Origin of the sequence: Ethanoligenens harbinense YUAN-3, from assembly GCF_000178115.2 — a bacterium.
Lineage (GTDB): Bacteria > Bacillota > Clostridia > Oscillospirales > Ethanoligenentaceae > Ethanoligenens > Ethanoligenens harbinense.
Genome location: NC_014828.1, coordinates 2,077,839 through 2,097,260 on the forward strand (window position 1 = coordinate 2,077,839; position 19,422 = coordinate 2,097,260).

Below are 19,422 nucleotides of genomic sequence, written 5' to 3' on the forward strand. Positions count from 1 at the left end.
GACGTTAATGATAAAATAAACCATATTTCTTGCCGCAAAGAATGACATAATTATGGCACTGTTTGCTTCAACATAATAATATTTTTAGGAATCAATGTGCAGTTTGTTCAGCAAATCAACATCCGTGATGGTAATCTGTTTTGAATCATAGATAATAAGACCATCTTTTCTCATTTTATTTAGCTCTCTTGATAAGGAAGGCCTTTGAACTCCTATTTTTTCAGCCAACTCTTTTTTTGTCATATCCAATTTAATGGTTGTAGACTTTTGAACGCGATACTCGTAAAGTAAAAACTCAATGATGCACTGCCTGATAGTTTTCAATGCCAAAGTCTTGATTTTCCCCATTAAAATCAATGTTTTGTCTGATGCAGACTGGAGAAAACCATTTAAGAACTTCATGTTTTCCTGGCACAGCTTTATAATTAATTCCTTCTTGATTTGGAGAATTTCCGTATCACACTTTGCTGTGATCGTCATGGGATAAAAATTTCTATGTGAAAAAAGAAGATTTTCTCCCATAGCCTCACCAGCCGAAAAACTGCAAATCGTGAGCAGATCCCCATCCGAATCAATTTTTTGTACTAAGACAGTCCCGCTCAAAATGATGTCAAGGCTTTCACATTTTTCGTTCTGAAGATGTACTATGGAATCTTTGAAGTAAGTGCTGGTACGGTAAAGATTATTTTGAAACAATTTATCCAGTTCATTATTCGAGAAGCACTTAAACAGATTTACCGTTTCTAGAAAAGAAATAAAATTATCCAAAATATCGCACCTCTCTTCAAAGGAGTAACCATGGTTACTCCTTTCACTTTTGTTTTTGATTATAATACAAAAGTATCAAAGATGAAAGGGGCCTTAAATGTTTTGGATAAAAAATATGAGGATCAAATCCTGAAATCGATGGATGCCGTGCGCGAAAAAGCACCAGATATCCCGCTGGATTATTTTTTCGATATCTGGAAGGGATTCTGGTTTGGGGAACAAAAGACAGAAATGCCGTCCATAGCGGTATTGGGAACCGGTATTCCTGAATTATATATCCGGGCTGCCGGTGCAAACCCGCAATTTCTGTTTGGTGGTAATTACTTTACGGATCAATACGCAGAACAGGTGTTTCCGCAGATTTCGGACCCTGTGCTCAAATCCGCAAGCAGCATTCTCTTTTCCGGACAGCTCTCCTGCATAAGGGATATCACCGGGATGGTTGTGCCGGTAAGCAACACAGATACGCGTAAAGTTGTGCCTTATTTAAAAGACCTAGGGCATCCGGTGATCGTGATGGAGGAGGAGCCATTTCTGGATTCAAAAGCCACATCACGGTTTCGGTCGTCACAGATGGATTTAGTTATGGAGCTGCAAAAGCTCACACACCGACCGATCACCGCCAAGAGCATCCGAACTGCCGCGAAGCAAATCACCAGCGCACATGATGCCATCCGGCGCCTTAAGACTATGGATATTCCGCAAATCGCAAAGGATTTTATCAAGCAGACCTATTATCTTGCTCCTGACATTCAGGAATGGACCGACCGCGTGAATGGATTCGCCGAGGAAAACCTGAAGCCGATGCCCGAAAACCGGTCCCATCTGCTGCTGATCGGGTCACCGATCTTTTTCCCGAATGTCAAAATCCTGACTGTATTACATAATGTCGGCATCCAAGATTATGAGAATCACTGCGGAGTCCCTGATCCGGAGGATTACACAGAGCTTATGGAGCATGATCCTTTCTCGCTGAATTCCATGTTCAGGGATCTGAATGAAATTCATTACAGATCGGCACAAAACGATATTGCTCGCGCACTGTGTTCTGATACTTCTTTCCTGCAAAACGCCAGCGGTGTCATATACCATCTGCTCAAGGGACAACTCATGTATGCTTATGAAGCGAATCGGATTGAAAAGGCCGCCATCAGGGCGGGGATTCCGTTCGTCTGCATTGAAACAGATTATACGAATGCCGATACCGAGCAGATCAAAATCCGCCTGGAAGCATTTTCAGAACTGCTGACGCAGACCGGAAAACTGCCTGCGGCAGTATAAAAATAAATATTTATCAGCTTAAAACTCAAAGCGATTAAGGAGGAACTTATGCCATTCAGCTTTCTTTTACAAGAACTGCATCAAAAGGCTGCGGAAAAGATAAAAGCGGCAAAAGCGCATCGTAGGATTATTGCCGTCGTGATTGTAGCTGCTCTTGTCACGATCGCCTTTTTCACCGTCAAAACGAATCTTGCGCGGAGCTCAGAGGTTGGAAACTCAGCACCCGCAAGCAATATAATGCAAAGCGCAGGGAACGCAGCCCAGCCAAACGGTGGCAATCAAACCGAAACCGCTATGCAGGCCAAAACACTTAAGCGCATTGAAAATGTTGCCTCTATTTTAGGTATTGCCGTATTGACATCGGGAGGCATGATAATCTATTACCAAAAAAAGAAAAAACGCGTTGCACCGCTTCCGGTACTGCGGAGTGAGGAGGAGACACATTGAAGCAGCGTAAAATTACGGCTTTCCGTATCATGTGTCTACTGATTGCCGTTGCTGTACTCGTTTTTCTGGGAAGCGGATACCGGATTATTATTTTGTTGCTCAGCATCTTCAGCGCTCTGGTTTTTGGGCGTCTCTGGTGCGGCTATGTCTGCCCGCTGGGCTTTTATCAGGAACTGCTTTCAATGCTTCGGAAAAAACTGCATATTCCGACGTTCCACGTGTCATTAAAGGTGAAATCCTATTTGCGTCCGCTGAAATGGATCATACTTGTATATTTTCTGGCCAGCGTTTTGTTTTTTGGGCTGCGCCCAGTTATGTATATACGGCCCGACCTTTCCTTCAGCAGCGCAGATATGAGTATCTATAAAATCATTATTGTCGGTATTGTAACGGGAATTTGTTTTCTGAAAGAAAGGGCGTTCTGTAAATACTGTCCGCTAGGGACACTCCGGGGCTTTGTCAATAAAATCAGCTTCGGAAAAATTAAAAAGGACGGCACCGCGTGTACACACTGCCGCGCTTGTCTTGAATGTTGTCCAATGGATATCCGCTCCATTTATGAAGAACGCAACAAATCCGATATCACTCACTCGGATTGTATCTACTGTATGAAATGCATTGAGGCATGCCCGGAGCAGGATGTGCTTTCCTTTACCCTGTTTGGGAAAAAGGTATTGTCATCCAAACGTAATAGTAAGCAGGTGAAATAATGGAAGAGCGTACATTAGAACGTTATAAGCGAAATATTTCGCGCGTTTCGGCTGGTTCACTGAAACAGTTGACATCCATAGGAGATGTTCCCAAGGGGCTTGAATATTTTACGAATGTTCTTAAAAGAACATTCGTCGATTTTGAAAAGGATGACAACGAGTACATAGGTAGCTACTGCGTGATGGTGCCGGATGAAATGATATACGCATTCGGCTACAGGCCGCTGCGCTTATGCGCTGGGCACAGCGTTGCGGCGATGATCGGGGATGAGATCGTCCCGCGTGATGCCTGCCCAGTCCTGAAGGCAACTGCCGGTTTTCACGCAATGCGCGTCATGCCGATCTATCAGCAGTGCAGGCTGGCAGTGCTGCCGATGACCTGCGATGGCAAGCGAAAAAGCGCTGCGCTTTTGTCGCAGTACCTTCCGGTTATTCCCTTGCCGATTGAAATGGATAAGTCGGAGGAACGCTTTGCGCAGAACCTGCAAAACATGCATGCTCTCATGAAAAGTATTTCCAAAGAAACGGGCCGCAGGTTCTCCAACCGGAAACTGATTGAATCCTGCAAAAGCATTAATGCGGCACAGCAGGAAGCATATAAACTATACGGCTTGCTCTCATCCGACAATCCGCCTGTCACGGGTTCACAGGTTATGGCTGTGCTGAACAGCTATTGCTATGATACGCCGGAAAGCTGGGCGCAGCACGCGAAAATACTAAATGCCGGACTTTCCCAAAAAGCAGCTGCCATGCAGCCTTTGAAAAGGAAAAAGCCGCGTATCTTTATCGCAGGCTCTCCCATTACATTTCCAAACTATAAACTGCCGTTTTTGATGGAAGGTCTGGGGGCACAGATTGTCGGAGACGAGACGTGTATGGCGGGGAGGCTTTTATATGACCCCGTTGTTCCTGATGAGTACAGTACAGACGGCATCTTACGTGCGCTTACGGCGCGATATGTCTGCGCATGTACGTGTCCGGTATTCGAGCAGACGGACGATCGCCTCAGCAGTCTCACAGAAAAACTGCGTCAGACGAAAGCGGAGGGCGTTATTTATCATATCCTGCGCGGCTGCACGCCTTACGACTTCGAATTGTCCATGGTGGAACAGCTGGCAGATAAGCTTGATATTCCGGTTCTGCGTGTGGAAACAGATTTCTCCGCCGAGGATGCAGAACAGGTAAAAATCCGTCTGGAAGCGTTTGTTGAATTGATAGAACAAAGGAGATAAATACATGGGAAACTATTATGTGGGGCTGGATGCCGGTTCGACATACCTGAAAGCGGCATTGATAAAGGATAACTGTGTTTTAGGCGCTGAACTTCTTCCAACAGGCATCGACTGTGAGGAAACTGCGGCCAAATTGCTGGAAAAGATCTATGCGAGCCAAAGTATCACACGCAATGATATCGCCGTAATCACCGCAACCGGATACAGCAGGCGCAGTATCGGCCTCGCAGATGCCACAATTTCAGAAATCACCGCTCATGCCTGCGGTGTACAATTGACAGCCCCTGAAAACGTGCATCCGCGCTTGATCATTGATATCGGAGGCCAAGACAGCAAGATCATCAGCCTTGGCCCCGATGGACATATCGTTAATTTTACAATGAATGATAAATGCGCCGCTGGAACAGGAAAGTTCTTGGAGGTCGTGGCTGATCTTCTGGAAACTACCATTGATCAGATTGCTTCGCTTGCGAAAGAGAGTACAGACCCCTGTCAAATCAACAGCACCTGCGCCGTTTTCGCCCAGACGGAAGTGATCTCTCTTCTTGCTCAAAAGAAAAGCCGAAGTGATATCCTTGCAGGTATGCATATAGCCATGGCAAACCGTATCGCCAAAATGGCGCGTAAATATAAGTCGGATGGCGATGTGATGATGACCGGAGGCGGCGCTAACAATGATGCTCTTCGATCTGCGTTGGAAGATGAACTGATGTGCGATATTTACAAGGCAAATTATCCGCAGTTCAACGGCGCAATCGGAGCTGCTTTAATTGGCAGGCATAACACTGAAAAAATGCAGGTCCAAATTTCTTAATTTAGCATATAAAATTAAATATCAGAAAAGGCAAACTGACCGAAAGGCAGGGGCATAAAGCCAAGAGTCTAAGGTAAATAAACGTACTATGATAGTCTGGTTGCAAAAAACATATCTTGACTCTGCCACTCCGGATAGAGTCAAGATATGTTTTGATTATGAATGATAAAACTATGACAGGAGTGTAACCGTCAAATCAACGGGCACGCCCCCCAAGGCATGAGGTTTTCAACATCCGCGCCATTGGGCGCTTCGGTGAAAATCTTTGTGAGGTACTCAAAAGGCACAAGACCATTCTCCCTGGCAGAGACGATCAAGCTGTAATAGATTGCGCTGGCTTTTGCACCGTTTGGCGTGTTGGAAAACAGCCAGTTCTTCCGTCCCATTACAAAAGGTCGAATGGCGTTTTCCGCGCGATTGTTACTGATTTCCAGCCGTCCGTCCAACAGATACCGCACAAGATACATGCGCTGTGACTGTGCATAATGGATTGCTTTACCCATCAGGGTTTTAGGCAGTTCCCGGAGCGATCCGACCCAGGCGTAGAACGCCTCAACCACCGGTTTACTTTGCTGTTCGCGTTCCTTCAAACGATCTTCCGGGGTCAGCAAAGTGAACTGTTTCTCCAAATGAAACAGCCTGTCACAGTAAGCAATCCCCTTTGCGGCGTCAGACGATTTCCGTTTATCCTTCGGCAGTGTTTGCAGCGCTTCGTCAAATTTCCGACGCAGATGCGCCCAACAGCCCACCACGGTGATTCGGTCAGGCAGCTTGTGGTATCCGTCATAACCATCTGCATGGAGAAAACCTGAAAAATCCTCTAAGAAGTCTTTCGGACGGATATGCTTTCGATCCCGCTGGTAGTCATACAGCACAATCTGGCGCTTAGCCTCGCCGCTTGTACGATAAAGCCACATGTAACTTTTACTCTGGGCGGGCTTGCCGTCCTCATGCAGCACCTGAAGGGTGGTTTCGTCTGCGTGAAGGACTTGATGATTGCATAGCTGTCGCTTCATTTCCTGATAAATTGGCTCCAGCCAATCTTCACAGGCTCTGATGAGCCAGTTGGACATGGTTTGACGTGAGAGCAGAATGCCGCTTTGCGCCCACTCCTGCTCTTGCCGATAAAGCGGGCTGCCCATCACAAATTTTTGCACGGCGATATGGGCGACGGATTCGGGTGATGCGAACCCTCCCTTGATGACGGGTTTTGGCATCTCCGCCTTGACAATCGGCACACGATCAGAGGACTCCTCGCAGTGGCGGCAGGCATAGACGTGCCGTACATGGCGTACAATCACGGCTTTTGCCGGGATGATTTTCAGTTCCTCACGGATGTCTTCCCCCATTTTGTGCAGAGGACAACCGCAGTCCGGACAGATACGCGCCTCGATCGGCAGCTCGTGTTCAATGGTCTCAACAGGTAAATCTTCCGGCAACTTGTCGGTGGTCAGGCGCGTCTTTCTGCGGTAATGCGCCTTGACCTCGGTGGTTTCCGGCTCTGGCACGGTCAAATCGGCGGTTTGCTCTGCTTCGTTAAACAGACATAATTGTTCGTTGTCCGTCTGTTCACTGGACGCGCCGAATTGCTTACGTTTGGCCAGGCGGAATTGCTCCATCAGCCACTGAATCTGCTGTTTTAGCTCGGCAATCTGCTCCGCCTGTTTGAGAAAATTCTCGTAAACAGAAAGCGGTATTTCAATTGTTTTTTCTTGTTTTTCCATTCTCTAATTATACCGGAAAAACCGCATAGAATCAAGAAAAAACGGCATTTTCGTATCCCGATGTGTTACGAAATATTGTGTTCAAGAACTTCGCTGCGGCGAAGCTTTTTCTCCAGCCTTGCGCCATCGATCAGACAAGACAGTTCCTCACTGTTCAGCGTCATTGTGGTTTCCTCGTCTGACGACGGCCAGCGGAAATGTCCGCGTTCCAGCCGTTTGAAATACAGCCAAAAGCCATCGCCGTCCCACTCCAGTATTTTCAGGCGGTCACGGCTTCGGTTGCAGAACACGAACAGCGCGTCGACAAAAGGGTCGAGAGAAAAACTGTGCTGCACAAGCGTCATTAGCCCGTTGATCGATTTCCTCATATCCGTGCACCCACAGCAAAGATACACAGGTTTTTCTCCGAACTGCATCACAGCGATCTCAGGATGCGGCAGACTCTCGCCAGCAATTCCAGGTCGGTTTGGGCATTTGCAAGGATATGGCAGCCGGCGATTTCAATGTCTAGGGTGCCTTCGCCGGCAGTAACAGATTTTGCTTCCGTAAGCTGCGTCCAGCCGTCCGGCACAAGCCCGGTTCCGCGCTTTTGTTTCTCCATAAGCTCCATGCAGGCAGCTTCCCGTACTTTTTTCTGCCTGTAGTAATAGGTGGCCTTGCTGATGTTTTTTTCTTCGCAAAATGCGTCCACGCTCTGCCCGCCAGCTATTCGCTCCTTTACCGCCTCGCCCCACTCTGATAGCCGGAACTCCCTCGCGATTTTTTGCGTATCCATTTTATTCACTCCAATTTGGTCCAAAACACTCCATTACATGTTTTGAACCCTTTTGAAGTTCATTGTACCTTCCCCGACACCATGCTTACAAGGTGCGCGCGGTCTTGACGGTTACACAGGAGTGATATTACGACGGAAATCAAATGGGTATTATGCCCTGTTTGTAATAACAAGACACGTCTAAAAATCCGTGAGGATACAATCCTTAAAAACTTTCCGCTATTTTGTCCTAAGTGCAAACATGAGACACTAATAAATGTACGACATCTGAAAATATCAGTTATCAAAGAGCCAGCCGCTGAGACGCAGAGCCGATAACATGTGAGATTAATCACAGTTATCGGCTCTCCTTGTACATGATCTATAAAGTTGATTGTACTTGTGGTTAAGTTAGTTCAAATACTATCCCTTGTTTTCATGGCGGAGTTCTTTCCAAATACCTCTTGCTGATGCAATAGCAATTTGCTGTTCTTGCTCGTTAGCATCCCGGAACTCCCGAATAAATTGTTCCTGCTCTGGCGTACCAGTTACATCCTCGGGACGAAAAATAAGATCAGCTGGAATACTTAATTCTTGAATGATTTTATAAAGGACCTCAAATGTTGGATTTCGTTTTCCAGTTTCAATGGCAATGATGGTTCTTAAAGAAACTTCTATTTTGTCAGCAAGCGCTGTTTGTGTCATTCCGCGCGATATACGGGCTCCTTGAATGATAGTACCCATTCGCTTCATGTCATAGTGCATTATGTATCACCTCTTATCTAAGTTTAGTAGAAAAAAGATGATTACATAATGTGATTGTGCGTCATATTTACATGCAACATATTTCACAAAAAACAACAGCCGGACAAGGCAAGAAAAAAAAGACTGCTTTGGCGGGTTATATTAATGCATCCAAAATCAAATGAGTCACCTGCCAAAGCAAACTGAAAGGAGCTTTGGCAGATGCTGTTTTTACTACCAAAATACCACTTTTATAGAAAGGTGGCAGTTTAGCAGATGGCCTGAATATTCTATGGGCAACCTTCCAAGGTAATCGCTTAAAAAAAGTTATTGCTTCATAAGGATAAATTCTAACCTTGCATATGCAAACTATGACATAATAGTATGTAATTTGTATCAATTTCGACGTACCATGCGGAGGATATTCTGCTTTGGTACGTTTTTTATCTTCTTTTCTCTGGATAAATATTTCTGGTATGTTATATCGACGCGGTGTGATATAAAGCCCCTCTGCCGCTCCCCTCCATCCTCTGTTTCGATTTGCCCAAGCCTAAAAATCGAAACGGAGGAAAAGAAAATGGTCAAGATCAATCTGCGGGACTATTATCCCGATTTTTATACCACCGACTGCATCATTGCGGTACCGGACGAGGTTGCGGCACTCATGGATTCCTATGAACACGCCGAAGCCGCCTACTATCTGCGGAGATACCGTCATAAGTCGTATTACTCTCTGGATCGCGGCGACGGCATCGAGCGTGACATCCTGTTCGTGTCCCTGTCCCCCTGCGAAATCTATGAGTGCAAAGTGACGGGTGAGCAGATTCACGCTGCCATCGCCGCCTTGCCGGATAAGCAGGCCAAACGCATCTATGCTCATTACTTCTTGGGAATGAGCAAAAGTGCCATTGCTAAGGCAGAAGGGGTAAATAAAAGTCAAATCTCACGTTCTATCAATAAGGCGCTGAAAAATATGGAGGCAGTTCTCAAAAATTTCATTTAAGGGAGCAACTTTTGCCCTGAAAATGAAAAGGTTTATGAGGGATATGTTTTTATTCTTCGCTGAACCTTGAAAATTGAATAAGGGACAAGCCGGATACATACCGCGAGCAGCGGCATACAGGGAGCCGGGCGGCGGGTGCGCCACGATCTTTCCTTACGCGGGAGAGGGTGATTGATTTCAGCGTAACGGGAAGGGAGCGAAAAACACCAGCGCCGCAGGCAGAGCAGCGTCTTTCAGACGCAAGGCAGCTCTGCGGCAATTATCTGTATGTAATGAAACTTCCGTTCAGTCACAGTCCGAGCGTGATAAAACCGTCGCAGGCAATGAGAACGGCCCGCCATCATCATGGGGGGAGGTGCAATTCCTATGGTAACAGGTACGCCGCCTGTTCGTCCGGAATGTCTGTAAACATAAAAAGCAAATCGAAACAAAGGGACAACCGCGCCGAAATGCGACAGTCGTATGGCTGCTCTAGCCTGAAATCGGCGCGGCTGTCATCTTTTATATGGGTATGGTTTGGAATGGAGGTGTCTCTTTATGGAGCAAGCCACACCATGCGGAAAAGCAAATACCTCTTACAAGGAAGTCAAGATCGGGAATACGCTGTATCGCGTGACCAGCGTGTTTTCCGGTGAGAAGGACCTGGGGCATACGCTGGAACAGCTCGCCGTCCGGCGTGCCATGACAGAGCTTACACCGCCCCGCGTCCCTTCTGCTTCTTAACGATAAAACCCTCTCGGCCAGCCGCATCCTTGCGCGGCGAAAGCTCCCGCGTTATCCTGATGATGTTCGAGAGCCATAAAACCGCACGGGGTATGATGCTGAGATGATCGGGAGGTAAAATATAGATGATCGAAAAAACATACAACGTGGGCATCTACTGCCGACTGTCCAACGACGATGAGCGCGACGGCGAATCCGCCAGCATTGAAAATCAAAAGTTGCTGCTCCAACGGTATGTCCGTGAGCGCGGCTGGAATGAAATCGACGTATATACCGATGACGGATACTCCGGAACAAACTTCGACCGTCCCGGCGTCCAGCGGCTGATTGAGGATGCAAAAACAAAGCGCATCAACGTGATTTTGGTCAAGGATCTGTCGCGTTTCGGCAGAAACTACATTGAATTTGGACAATACACAGATTATCTGTTTCCTTCTATCGGGTGCCGCTTCATTGCGCTGAACAACGGCATTGACACGGAAAGCACCAACGGCAGCACCGATGTCATGTGCTTTTTGAACTTATTTAACGAGTTCTACAGCCGGGATACCAGCAAGAAGGTCAAGGCCGTCAAGAAAGCGTGTGCGGAGGATGGCAAGTTTCTTGGAACTTACCCCGCTTATGGCTACAAGCGCGATCCTGCGGATAAGCACCACCTTGTAATCGACGAGGAAACCGCGCCGATTGTGCGCCGGATCTTCGCCATGCGCTGTCAGGGCATGGGCTTTTGGTCCATTGCCGTCGCGCTCAACGAGGAAGGAATTCAGCCGCCCGGAGTGCTGTACTATCAGCGCAAGGGGCGAAATGATCCGCGCAAGGTCAACCACCAGTGGGCCAATACCACCGTTCAGGTTATCCTCCGAAATGAGGTCTACATCGGTAATATGGTACAGGGCAAGCACGGGACGCTCTCGTATAAATCCCGCAAGCTCATTGTAAAACCGGAGGATGAATGGATACGGGTTGAAAACACGCATGAAGCAATCATTCCCCGCGACGTGTGGGATACGGTTGTCAGCATCGACCAAAAGAAGGTGCGGAAATCTCCCGCCGCAGAAGGCAGAAAAAGCATCTTTACCGGTCTTGTCTACTGCGCCGACTGCGGTTTCAAAATGCGGTCCCACAATGAGACGCGCAAATACAGCGACGGCCACACGCAGGTGTTTCACTCCTTCATCTGCGGCAACTACAGCCGCAGCGGTAAAACCGCCTGCACCATCCACATGATTTATGAGGATGTGCTAAGTAAACTCGTGCTGGCGGACATCCGGGAAAAGGCGCAGTATGCGGAGTATGACCGGGATCGGCTCATAGCGCAGATTACCCGGCTGAAGGATAAGGAAAACCGCAGCCGCCTGTCCTCTTATGAGCAGGAGCTGAAAACGGCCACCACCCGTATCTCGGAGTTGGAAAAGCTGATGCAGAATCTTTACGAGGACAAATGCAAAGGCATCATCCCGCAGACCGTGTTCCAGACCCTGATGCAGAAATATGAATCCGAGCGCGCGGAAAAAGCCGCCGCAGTCCCTGAATTGGAACAGAAAGTCAAGACGCAGCTTGGAAACAAGCAGGACGCAGACCGTTGGACGGATATTATCCGGCGCTATACAGAAATCACAGAGCTGGATGAAACCATCCTGTTTGAGCTGGTTGACCGCATTGAGGTGGGCGAAACCAAAAAGCAGGGCGATCTTCGCATCTGCGACATCAAGGTGCATTACCGTTATGTCGGAAATGTGGATGAGGCGCTGACGCAGGAGAAGAGGGAGCGTTATGAAAAAGCTGTATAAGGTCGGCATCTACTGCCGCTTGAGCATAGACGACGCTTCCAATTCCGCGAAAGCGAAAAGCTACATTCCCGCCGACGAATCCGTCAGCATTGAAAATCAGCGGGAAATCCTCTCCAAATTTGTGATGCTGAACGGCTGGACCGAAGTGAAAACCTACGCCGACGACGGTTACAGCGGCGGCAACTTCCAGCGCCCCGGTTTTCTGGAGATGCTGGAGGACGCCCGAAAAGGCGTTATCAACCTGATCCTCGTCAAAGACCTGTCACGTTTGGGTCGCGACTTTGTAGAGGTGGGCCGGTACACAGACGTTGTGTTTCCTTCCCTTGGGTGCCGCTTCGTTTCCGTGCTGGATTGTCTGGACACCGAGGGCGACAACACCGATATGCTCCACTTCCGCAGCCTGATGAACGACTACCATTTGAAGGATTTGAGCAACAAAATCAAATCCGTGCGGTACGCCAAAATGAAAAGCGGGCAGTTCCTTTCCGCTTACGCCCCTTACGGCTACCGCAAAAGCGAGGACGATAAGCACAAACTGGTCATCGACGAATACGCCGCCGCTGTGGTCCACAGGGCCTTTTCCATGCGGCGGGACGGCGCGGCCTACGGCAAGATTGCCGCCGCTTTCAATCTGGACGGCATCCTCTCTCCGCGCGGATACTGGCACAGCCTGTACGGAACCGGCGAATGCCGGTATTCTCAGCTCTGGACCTGCGCAACCGTAAAAAACCTTCTGAACAGCGAGGTCTATCTTGGAAATCTGCTTATGAACTACACCGGCTCCCGTTCTTATAAGGATGGCACGATGATTTATAAGCCGGAATCCGAGTGGATACGGTGTGAGGCAACCCACGAGGCAATCATTGTTCCGGAAGAATGGGATGCCGTGCAGAAAATCAATCAGGCTGCAAAGCGACGCGTTGAGAATAACCGAAAGCCGACCCGAAGCCTTTTTTCTGGCAAACTGGTCTGCGCCGATTGTAAAGGTCCGCTTGGCGCAAGCACAGAGACGCAGCATCGTAAAAACGGCACCGTAAAACGCTATGTTTCCTACTGCTGTGAGAGATACATCCAGTCGGGTCGGAGCGTTTGTTCCTGGCACCGTATCTATGAAATGACGTTAGCGCGGATTGTGATGGCTGAAATTAAAGCGGACGCTGAGGCCGTCATTCTGGATGAGGCCGGTGCGGTGGAGAAGCTCAAACGCCGGATGGCACAGTATGATGAACAGTGCATGGCAAATACCCGTCAGGAAATCGGCAAACTGCGACGCCGCTTGCAGGAGTTGGAGAGCATGACCGCAAAGCTCTATGAGGACAAGGTTAGCGGAGCGGTCAGCGAAAGTACCTTCTCGGTGCTGATAGCGAAAAACGAACAGGAGCGCCTTGCCAAAGCGGAACGCCTTGACGTGCTTCTGTCCGAAGTTAAAAAATCCGATCAGGATGCCGCCGACATTCAGAGTTGGGCGGCGACGATCCGCAAATATCTGAACTTACAGGAACTTGACCGGGAAACCATCGATGAGCTGATAGACCACATTGAAATTGGTGAACGCACTGTTGTTGACGGAAAGCGTAGGCAGGATGTGAAGGTGTTCTATCGTTTTGTCGGGCAGGTCAACCGGGAACTTGATATGCAATGAAAATAGGCCGTCTTACAGGTTTTGAGAGTCTTTTAGCACGACGTTCTCCAATAACGTACGCTCTTGAACACATGTATTGCAGGTACTTCCCGCTGGACAACGGGAAAGGATCTATCATGCCTGAGAAGAAAAAAGTCTATTGTCTGTATCGCGTTTCCACAAAAGGCCAGGTCGAAAAAGATGATATTCCCATGCAGAAAGATTACTGCCGGGATTTTGCCAAAGAGCAGGGCTGGGAAATCATCGAAGAATTATCCGAAAAGGGTGTTTCGGGCTTTAAGGTTTCCGCCAAAGACCGGGATGCCATTTAGGAGATTCAGAAAGATGCCGCTTTGCACAAGTTCGACGTGTTGCTCGTCTTTATGTTCGACCGGCTGGGACGCCGCGAGGACGAGACACCCTTTGTCGTGGAGTGGTTCGTAAAGAACGGCATTGAGGTCTGGAGCGCCAAAGAAGGGCAGCAACGCTTTGATATACCCATGTGGACAAGCTGACCAATTACATACGCTACTGGCAGGCGTCCGGCGAAAGCATCAAGACCTCCATCCGCACCAAAACCCGCCTTGCACAAATTGTACAGGAAGGGCGTTTCCGGGGCGGAAAAGCGCCATTTGGCTATCAACTGGAAAAGAAGGGCCGCATAAACAAAAAGAGCCATGAAGTCTATGAGATCGCGGTCAACGAGCAGGAGGCCGAAGTGGTGCGGCTCATCTTTCAGAAATATGTCCGGGAGGGCTACGGCGCACAGCGGTTGGCCCACTATCTTTCTGATGAGGGAATCCACACCCGCCAAGGTGAAGGCTTTGTCAACACCAGCATTAACACGATCCTGAAAAACATCATCTACGTCGGCATCCTGCGCAGCGGCGAATCGCAATCTGAAATCTTCCCGGAGCTGCAAATAATCGACGAGGATACATTTCAGCAGGCGCAGGAGATCATGAAACAGCGCACACAGGAACATTCCTCCGTGCCCCGCAACAACAAAAGCCGGGCGCTGGTGTCCGGCCTGATCTATTGCGGCCACTGCGGGCACAAGATGGTACTCTCCACCAGCGGCAAAAACTACAAGCGCGCAGACGGCACCGTCGTTGAGAACGTGCGGTTGCGGTATCAGTGCCACAATCAGGTTCGACATCCCGATCTATGCGACGGGCAGAACACCTATCGCACTGAGCGGGTAAACGCGCTGGTGGCGGAATCCATCCGCAGGCTGTTCGTCTACATCAAGACCATCTCTGAAAAAGAGGTGATTCAGGCGCAGATACACCGGCAAGAACTGTTCTGCCGGTCGCAGTTGGAGCAGGCCAACCGGTTGTTGGACAGCAAGAGCAAGGAGTTGAGCGACTACCAATCCGAGGTGCTCAAAGTGATCCGGGGCGAAAGCCCGCTGAAAATGGACATCATCAACGGATTGGTGGAGCAGGCCGAGGAGGCGCTCAAGCAGGCAAAGGCCGACGTGGCCCGTTGGCAGGAGGAATTGTCGAACGTTCAGACAAAAGGCGCGGAGATTCATAAATTTTATGGTCGCGTTGTAAACTGGTCGGAACTGTTCGATAAGTGCAGCATCGCGGAGAAAAAGATGATCGTCTCCCAGCTTATCCAAAAAGTGTCCATCCACAAGGATTATTCGCTGGACATCGACTTCAACATCTCCGTCCACCAGATATTGGACTACAACAAGCCATCCAAGAGCGCATAAAAACGCGCAGATTTTCTCATTAATATGCGAAATTTCGATGTAGCAACATCGGGGTCGATTCCCCCGAAGGAGGCGGTTCCCGTTATGACGTAGCTACTTGCTTTTAGGCATAAAAAATCCAGCAACCCGCATGGGCGCTGGATTTATGTGGTGGAGATGAGGAGGATCGAACTCCTGACCTTACGGATGCGAACCGTACGCTCTCCCAGCTGAGCTACACCCCCACGTATGTATGGATATGCATCTGGGTCGCTATGAAGTTTTGAGGACAGGCTCATGGGACGAAAACTGAACCGTTTGCGCTCCCATCTGAGCCACACCCCATAAGTGTCTTGAAAGGGGACGTGTAACAGGCAACCCCTTCAAAAGACCGCTTTACTATTCTACACGCATAAAGTACTTTTGTCAAGCATTTTTCAGAACAAATTAAATAGAAACTCCCATACAGAACATTATGCATAAATAAAAGGCAAAGGCCTGCGGCCTTTGCCTTTTGCAATACCATCTACCGGTTTAGAGTGCTTACAATCAGTTCAGAATCCGCCGCGCACAATCAAACTTGGACGCCCAATAACCGGAATTGATGTTATCAGTCACCACACCGACACCCGGTTTCTCGGCATTGACCATTTGTCCACCGCCGACATAGATGCCCACATGGTCAATTGAGCCGCCGCTTACATGAAAGAAGACCAAGTCACCCGGCTGAAGCGCGCTTTTAGAAACAGCCGTGCCATAACCAGCCTGTCCGGCCGCGGAATGCGGCAGACCAATATGAGCCGCATGCTGGTAAACATACATGACCAGACCGGAGCAGTCAAAACTGGTCGGACCGGCTGCATTCATTACATAGGAGCAACCGACAAACTGCTCGGCATACGAAACCAGCGCGGTAGCGTTGCCCAAAGCGGCCCCGGTCAGCTGCATTGTGTTGCTCGCCGTAGCCGTTGCGGTCAGTTGGGTCGCAGCCGCCTGTGCTGCAACCGCCGCGTTGATCTGGTCATTCGTCTGGGAAGCCTGCGCGTTCAAAGAATTGGCCTGCTGCTGCAGACTTTGCGAGCCTGCCTGCACCTGAGCCACAACCTGCGCCTGCTGTGCCAGTTGGGCGTTCAGAATGTCCTGCTTGGCGGCCGCCGCCCCCTGCACCTGCAACAGACTCTGCTTGGACTGATCCAGCGCCGTACGGTCGGCTTTCAGCTGGCTTTCATCCTGCTTCAGGCTCTGGATGATCTCGTTGTCGTGATCGGAAACCGCACGTACCACCGCCACACGTGTCAGGAAATCGCTGATGTCGTTTGAATTGAGCAGTACGGTCAGGAACGTATCGTCTCCGGACATATACAGAGCACGCAAACGTTGCTTGAGCAATTCGGTATTCTGCTGGACACGCTGCTCGGTCGTCTGGATCTCATCTTCCTTGTTTGCAATCTGTGCGTTTACATTTTCGATCTGCTGTCTCAAAACAGCAAGCTGCCCTTGAATGATGGAAACCTCCTGATTGAGCGCCGCCTGTTTCGCTTTTTCGGTCTTCAGCTGACTACTCTGCGCGTTCAGCTTGCCCTGCACCTGCTGGAGTTGCTGCTGCAGGGAAGCATATTGCTGCTTCCAATCGGAAATACTATCTGCCGAGGCTTGGAACGGCACCAGCAGCATGCCTGCAGACAGAACGACCGTGCCGGCCAATATACGTAAATTCCATCGTTGTTTTTTCTCTGGTAAGTACACTGTTCAATCTCCCCCGCATGCATATCGGATCTCTTTCTAGACGTACTTTTTCGTTTCAACGTGGCGCTTTGCTCGATTACCCAAAGGATGAATGCCGTTGCCCACGCAAGCGCGCAGACAGGTAACGGTCTTTTTATGCTTTTGTAACTAAAATGTAACAACTGCTTATCATTATAACACATCCCATGCATTTGCAAAAGGGAAAATCCCTGTTTATACGAAAAACATCGCAATATTTTTTGATTTTTTTTGTATAATTTGTATAGCTGTCGTAGAGCGCGTTTCCCAAAAGTACAAAAACAAGACCCAAAGGCGCTTTTTACGACCGACAAAGCGCCTTTGGGCAAACCGACTTTACGGGTTGTTATCAAATTGTGACCGATTTGTCATGCGTCAAACGGCGGGTCCCGGCGCATCCGCACCGGCATTTTCCAGTCTATTGAGCCACGCGCGTGCAACGGCATCGCTCGGCATGCGCCAATCACCGCGGGGCGAGAGCGCCACGCTGCCCACTTTGGGCCCGTCCGGCAGGCAGGAGCGCTTGAATTGTGCAGCAAAAAAGCGGCGCAGGAAATCCGCCAGACGCTGCCGGATTTCCGTTTCCTCGTAAGCATCCGCAAACGCAAGGAAAGCCAGCCGCAAGATCTTTTCGGGCGAAAATCCGAAACGGAGAAAATAATACAGAAAGAAATCATGCAGTTCATACGGGCCGAGAATCTGCTCCGTTTTCTGCGGGATATCCCCATCTTTGGCGGGCAGCAACTCCGGGCTGACCGGCGTATCGAGGATGTCGTAGAGCGTATCGCGCAGCAGCGTGTTCTCCGCGTTCTCATCGGCTACATACCGGATGAGGTGCCGCACCAGCGTTTTCGGCACGCCCGCATTGACGCCGTACATGCTCATGTGGTCGCCGTTGTAGGTGGTGAACCCGAGCGCCAGTTCCGACATATCGCCCGTGCCCACCACGATGCCGCCTTCCATATTGGAAACATCCATAGCGATCTGCATCCGTTCGCGCGCCTGCGCGTTTTCAAAGGCGGTGTCCGGCGAACCGTCATGGCCGATGTCCGCCAGATGCCCCTCCACAGCTCCGGAAATGGGGATGACTTTCAGCGTGGCGCCGATGCTCCGGCACAGCGCGTCCGCATTGCCGCGCGTGCGGCCGGAGGTACCCGGCCCCGGCATGGTGATGGCCGTGATGGCGCAGGACAGCCCTGCGTTCTCGATCGCCCGGTGCGCCACCAACAGAGCCAGCGTGGAATCCAGTCCGCCCGATACCGCTACCACAGCGGTTTTGGCCCGTGTGTGCGCCAGCCGCTTGGCCAGCCCGGCGGTCTGGATATCCAGCACCTCTTTGCAGCGCTCGCGGTAGCGTTCGCCTTCGGGCGGCACGAACGGATGCCGGCCCACCAGCCGCAGGAGCGGCGCATACCGCACCGGTGTGAGCCGGAACGGCACCCGCCGGCAGCCGCCCGCTTCGCCCTCCGCGCCAAACGAGGTGGTGCGGCGACGTTCCTCGGCCAGCAGCTGCATGTCCAGATCAGCGGCGAGCATACCTTCTCCTCCCTCGCGTTCTTCGAGGATGCGCCCGTTTTCCGCCACGATGAGATGCCCGCTGAACACCAGGTCGGTGGAGGACTCGCCCTCGCCGCTGCCGGCATACAGATACCCGCTGATGCACCGCCCGGACTGTGTGCCCACGATGCCGCGCAGGTAGGCCGCCTTGCCCGCCACCTGCGTGCTGGCCGAGAGATTGGCGATCACCGTGGCGCCCGCCAGTGCCAACCGGCAGGATGGCGGCACCGGAACCCACACGTCCTCGCAGATTTCCACGCCGAACACGAAATCCGGCAGGTTTTCACACGCAAACAGCAGGTCGGTGCCAAACGGTGCCTCCTGCCCCGCCAGTGTGACGGTGCCGCCTGCGCGCACGCCGGATGTGAAATGACGCTGCTCGTAAAATTCCGCATAATTGGGCAGATAGGTTTTGGGCACGACCCCGAGCAGGCGGCCGCGGTGCAGCACGGCCGCGCAGTTGTACAGCTTGGTTCGGCGCACCGGCAGCCCCACCACCATCACCGCGTCGAAACCCCGGCTTTCCTTCAGAAGTGTTTCCAGCGCCGATTCCGCCGCGTCCAGCAGCGTCTGGTGCAGGAAAAGATCGCCGCAGGTATAGCCCGTGAGACAAAGCTCGGGGAAAACGACCAGGCCCGCTTGTTTTCCCTCCGCCTGCTCCATCCACCGGCCGATCACACGCGCGTTCTCCGCGCAATCCGCCACCGTAATGCGCGGAGAAACTACTGCGGCTCGAATATATCCGTCTTTCATTGAAACGCCCCTATCCGGCAAAGCACCGTTTTCTG

Annotated in this window: 20 protein-coding genes, 1 tRNA gene and 1 riboswitch; of the genes, 13 read left to right on the top strand and 8 right to left on the bottom strand. The window is 50.4% G+C overall.

The genetic code is table 11. The features are described from left to right. Positions 1–84: 84 nt before the first annotated feature. Positions 85–768: a Crp/Fnr family transcriptional regulator gene (locus tag ETHHA_RS09725; RefSeq protein ID WP_013485809.1), complete on the bottom strand. Its 684-nt coding sequence runs from the start codon at positions 766–768 to the stop codon at positions 85–87. Between the two features lie 30 nt (positions 769–798). On the opposite strand from ETHHA_RS09725, the gene ETHHA_RS09730 reads away from it, so the two are divergent. From ETHHA_RS09730 to ETHHA_RS09750, 5 genes are read left to right on the top strand one after another with little or no spacing between them, the layout of a single operon-like run. Continuing rightward, positions 799–2,049, top strand: coding sequence for a 2-hydroxyacyl-CoA dehydratase family protein (locus tag ETHHA_RS09730; RefSeq protein ID WP_013485810.1), 1,251 nt, complete (start codon positions 799–801; stop codon positions 2,047–2,049). A gap of 48 nt (positions 2,050–2,097) precedes the next feature. Continuing rightward, on the top strand, positions 2,098–2,496 hold the full coding sequence (locus ETHHA_RS09735) for a hypothetical protein (RefSeq protein ID WP_013485811.1): 399 nt from the start codon (positions 2,098–2,100) through the stop codon (positions 2,494–2,496). Then, positions 2,493–3,206, top strand: a complete 714-nt coding sequence (locus ETHHA_RS09740) for a 4Fe-4S binding protein (protein ID WP_013485812.1) — start codon at positions 2,493–2,495, stop codon at positions 3,204–3,206. Before ETHHA_RS09735 ends, ETHHA_RS09740 begins: the two co-directional genes overlap by 4 nt. Next, on the top strand, positions 3,206–4,438 hold the full coding sequence (locus ETHHA_RS09745; RefSeq protein ID WP_013485813.1) for a 2-hydroxyacyl-CoA dehydratase subunit D: 1,233 nt from the start codon (positions 3,206–3,208) through the stop codon (positions 4,436–4,438). Before ETHHA_RS09740 ends, ETHHA_RS09745 begins: the two co-directional genes overlap by 1 nt. 4 nt (positions 4,439–4,442) lie before the next feature. Further along, positions 4,443–5,252 carry an acyl-CoA dehydratase activase gene (locus tag ETHHA_RS09750; protein WP_013485814.1) on the top strand — a complete coding sequence of 270 codons (810 nt, stop codon included), beginning with the start codon at positions 4,443–4,445 and terminating at the stop codon, positions 5,250–5,252. Positions 5,253–5,271: 19 nt separating this feature from the next. Then, positions 5,272–5,360, top strand: a riboswitch (cyclic di-GMP riboswitch). An 83-nt stretch (positions 5,361–5,443) separates the two neighbouring features. Here ETHHA_RS09750 and tnpC read toward each other — a convergent pair. The 3 genes from tnpC to tnpA form a co-directional block, all read right to left on the bottom strand. Next, positions 5,444–6,976: an IS66 family transposase gene (gene tnpC, locus ETHHA_RS09755; RefSeq protein ID WP_013484564.1), complete on the bottom strand. Its 1,533-nt coding sequence runs from the start codon at positions 6,974–6,976 to the stop codon at positions 5,444–5,446. Between the two features lie 65 nt (positions 6,977–7,041). Then, positions 7,042–7,392, bottom strand: a complete 351-nt coding sequence (gene tnpB / locus ETHHA_RS09760) for an IS66 family insertion sequence element accessory protein TnpB (RefSeq protein ID WP_013484563.1) — start codon at positions 7,390–7,392, stop codon at positions 7,042–7,044. Beyond that, entirely contained in the window at positions 7,392–7,751 is a 360-nt protein-coding gene (tnpA, locus tag ETHHA_RS09765; RefSeq protein ID WP_013484562.1) for an IS66 family insertion sequence element accessory protein TnpA, read from the bottom strand. The genes tnpB and tnpA overlap by 1 nt, the downstream gene beginning before the upstream one ends. Before the next feature lie 126 nt (positions 7,752–7,877). On the opposite strand from tnpA, the gene ETHHA_RS15235 reads away from it, so the two are divergent. Then, positions 7,878–8,069, top strand: coding sequence for a cysteine-rich KTR domain-containing protein (locus ETHHA_RS15235; RefSeq protein ID WP_013485815.1), 192 nt, complete (start codon positions 7,878–7,880; stop codon positions 8,067–8,069). Between the two features lie 84 nt (positions 8,070–8,153). Here the strand turns inward: ETHHA_RS15235 and ETHHA_RS09770 are convergent, their stop codons facing one another. Further along, a complete protein-coding gene (locus ETHHA_RS09770; RefSeq protein ID WP_013485816.1) occupies positions 8,154–8,495 on the bottom strand; it encodes a helix-turn-helix transcriptional regulator in 342 nt (113 codons plus the stop codon). 556 nt (positions 8,496–9,051) lie between these two features. On the opposite strand from ETHHA_RS09770, the gene ETHHA_RS09775 reads away from it, so the two are divergent. The 7 genes from ETHHA_RS09775 to ETHHA_RS16155 all read left to right on the top strand — a co-directional run bounded on the left by ETHHA_RS09775 (position 9,052) and on the right by ETHHA_RS16155 (position 15,334). Beyond that, positions 9,052–9,477, top strand: a complete 426-nt coding sequence (locus ETHHA_RS09775; protein ID WP_013485817.1) for a sigma factor-like helix-turn-helix DNA-binding protein — start codon at positions 9,052–9,054, stop codon at positions 9,475–9,477. Between the two features lie 537 nt (positions 9,478–10,014). Beyond that, complete coding sequence (locus ETHHA_RS09780) at positions 10,015–10,200, top strand: hypothetical protein (RefSeq protein WP_013485818.1); 186 nt, start codon at positions 10,015–10,017, stop codon at positions 10,198–10,200. 125 nt (positions 10,201–10,325) lie between these two features. Then, on the top strand, positions 10,326–11,990 hold the full coding sequence (locus tag ETHHA_RS09785; RefSeq protein ID WP_013485819.1) for a recombinase family protein: 1,665 nt from the start codon (positions 10,326–10,328) through the stop codon (positions 11,988–11,990). Further along, the gene (locus tag ETHHA_RS09790; protein WP_013485820.1) at positions 11,974–13,632 is read left to right on the top strand and encodes a recombinase family protein; all 1,659 of its coding nucleotides are present in this window, start codon (positions 11,974–11,976) and stop codon (positions 13,630–13,632) included. The genes ETHHA_RS09785 and ETHHA_RS09790 overlap by 17 nt, the downstream gene beginning before the upstream one ends. A 116-nt stretch (positions 13,633–13,748) precedes the next feature. Then, on the top strand, positions 13,749–13,943 hold the full coding sequence (locus tag ETHHA_RS16145) for a recombinase family protein (RefSeq protein WP_242822069.1): 195 nt from the start codon (positions 13,749–13,751) through the stop codon (positions 13,941–13,943). Positions 13,944–13,964: 21 nt separating this feature from the next. Beyond that, positions 13,965–14,126: a hypothetical protein gene (locus tag ETHHA_RS16150; RefSeq protein ID WP_242822070.1), complete on the top strand. Its 162-nt coding sequence runs from the start codon at positions 13,965–13,967 to the stop codon at positions 14,124–14,126. Then, complete coding sequence (locus ETHHA_RS16155) at positions 14,114–15,334, top strand: recombinase family protein (protein ID WP_242822071.1); 1,221 nt, start codon at positions 14,114–14,116, stop codon at positions 15,332–15,334. Before ETHHA_RS16150 ends, ETHHA_RS16155 begins: the two co-directional genes overlap by 13 nt. A gap of 148 nt (positions 15,335–15,482) precedes the next feature. On the opposite strand, the gene ETHHA_RS09800 is transcribed toward ETHHA_RS16155, so the two are convergent. The 3 genes from ETHHA_RS09800 to ETHHA_RS09810 form a co-directional block, all read right to left on the bottom strand. Further along, a tRNA-Ala gene (locus tag ETHHA_RS09800) sits at positions 15,483–15,558 on the bottom strand. Positions 15,559–15,862: 304 nt separating this feature from the next. Beyond that, on the bottom strand, positions 15,863–17,059 hold the full coding sequence (locus ETHHA_RS09805; protein WP_013485821.1) for a C40 family peptidase: 1,197 nt from the start codon (positions 17,057–17,059) through the stop codon (positions 15,863–15,865). Positions 17,060–17,452: 393 nt separating this feature from the next. Continuing rightward, entirely contained in the window at positions 17,453–19,387 is a 1,935-nt protein-coding gene (locus ETHHA_RS09810; protein WP_013485822.1) for an NAD(+) synthase, read from the bottom strand. Positions 19,388–19,422: the final 35 nt, after the last annotated feature.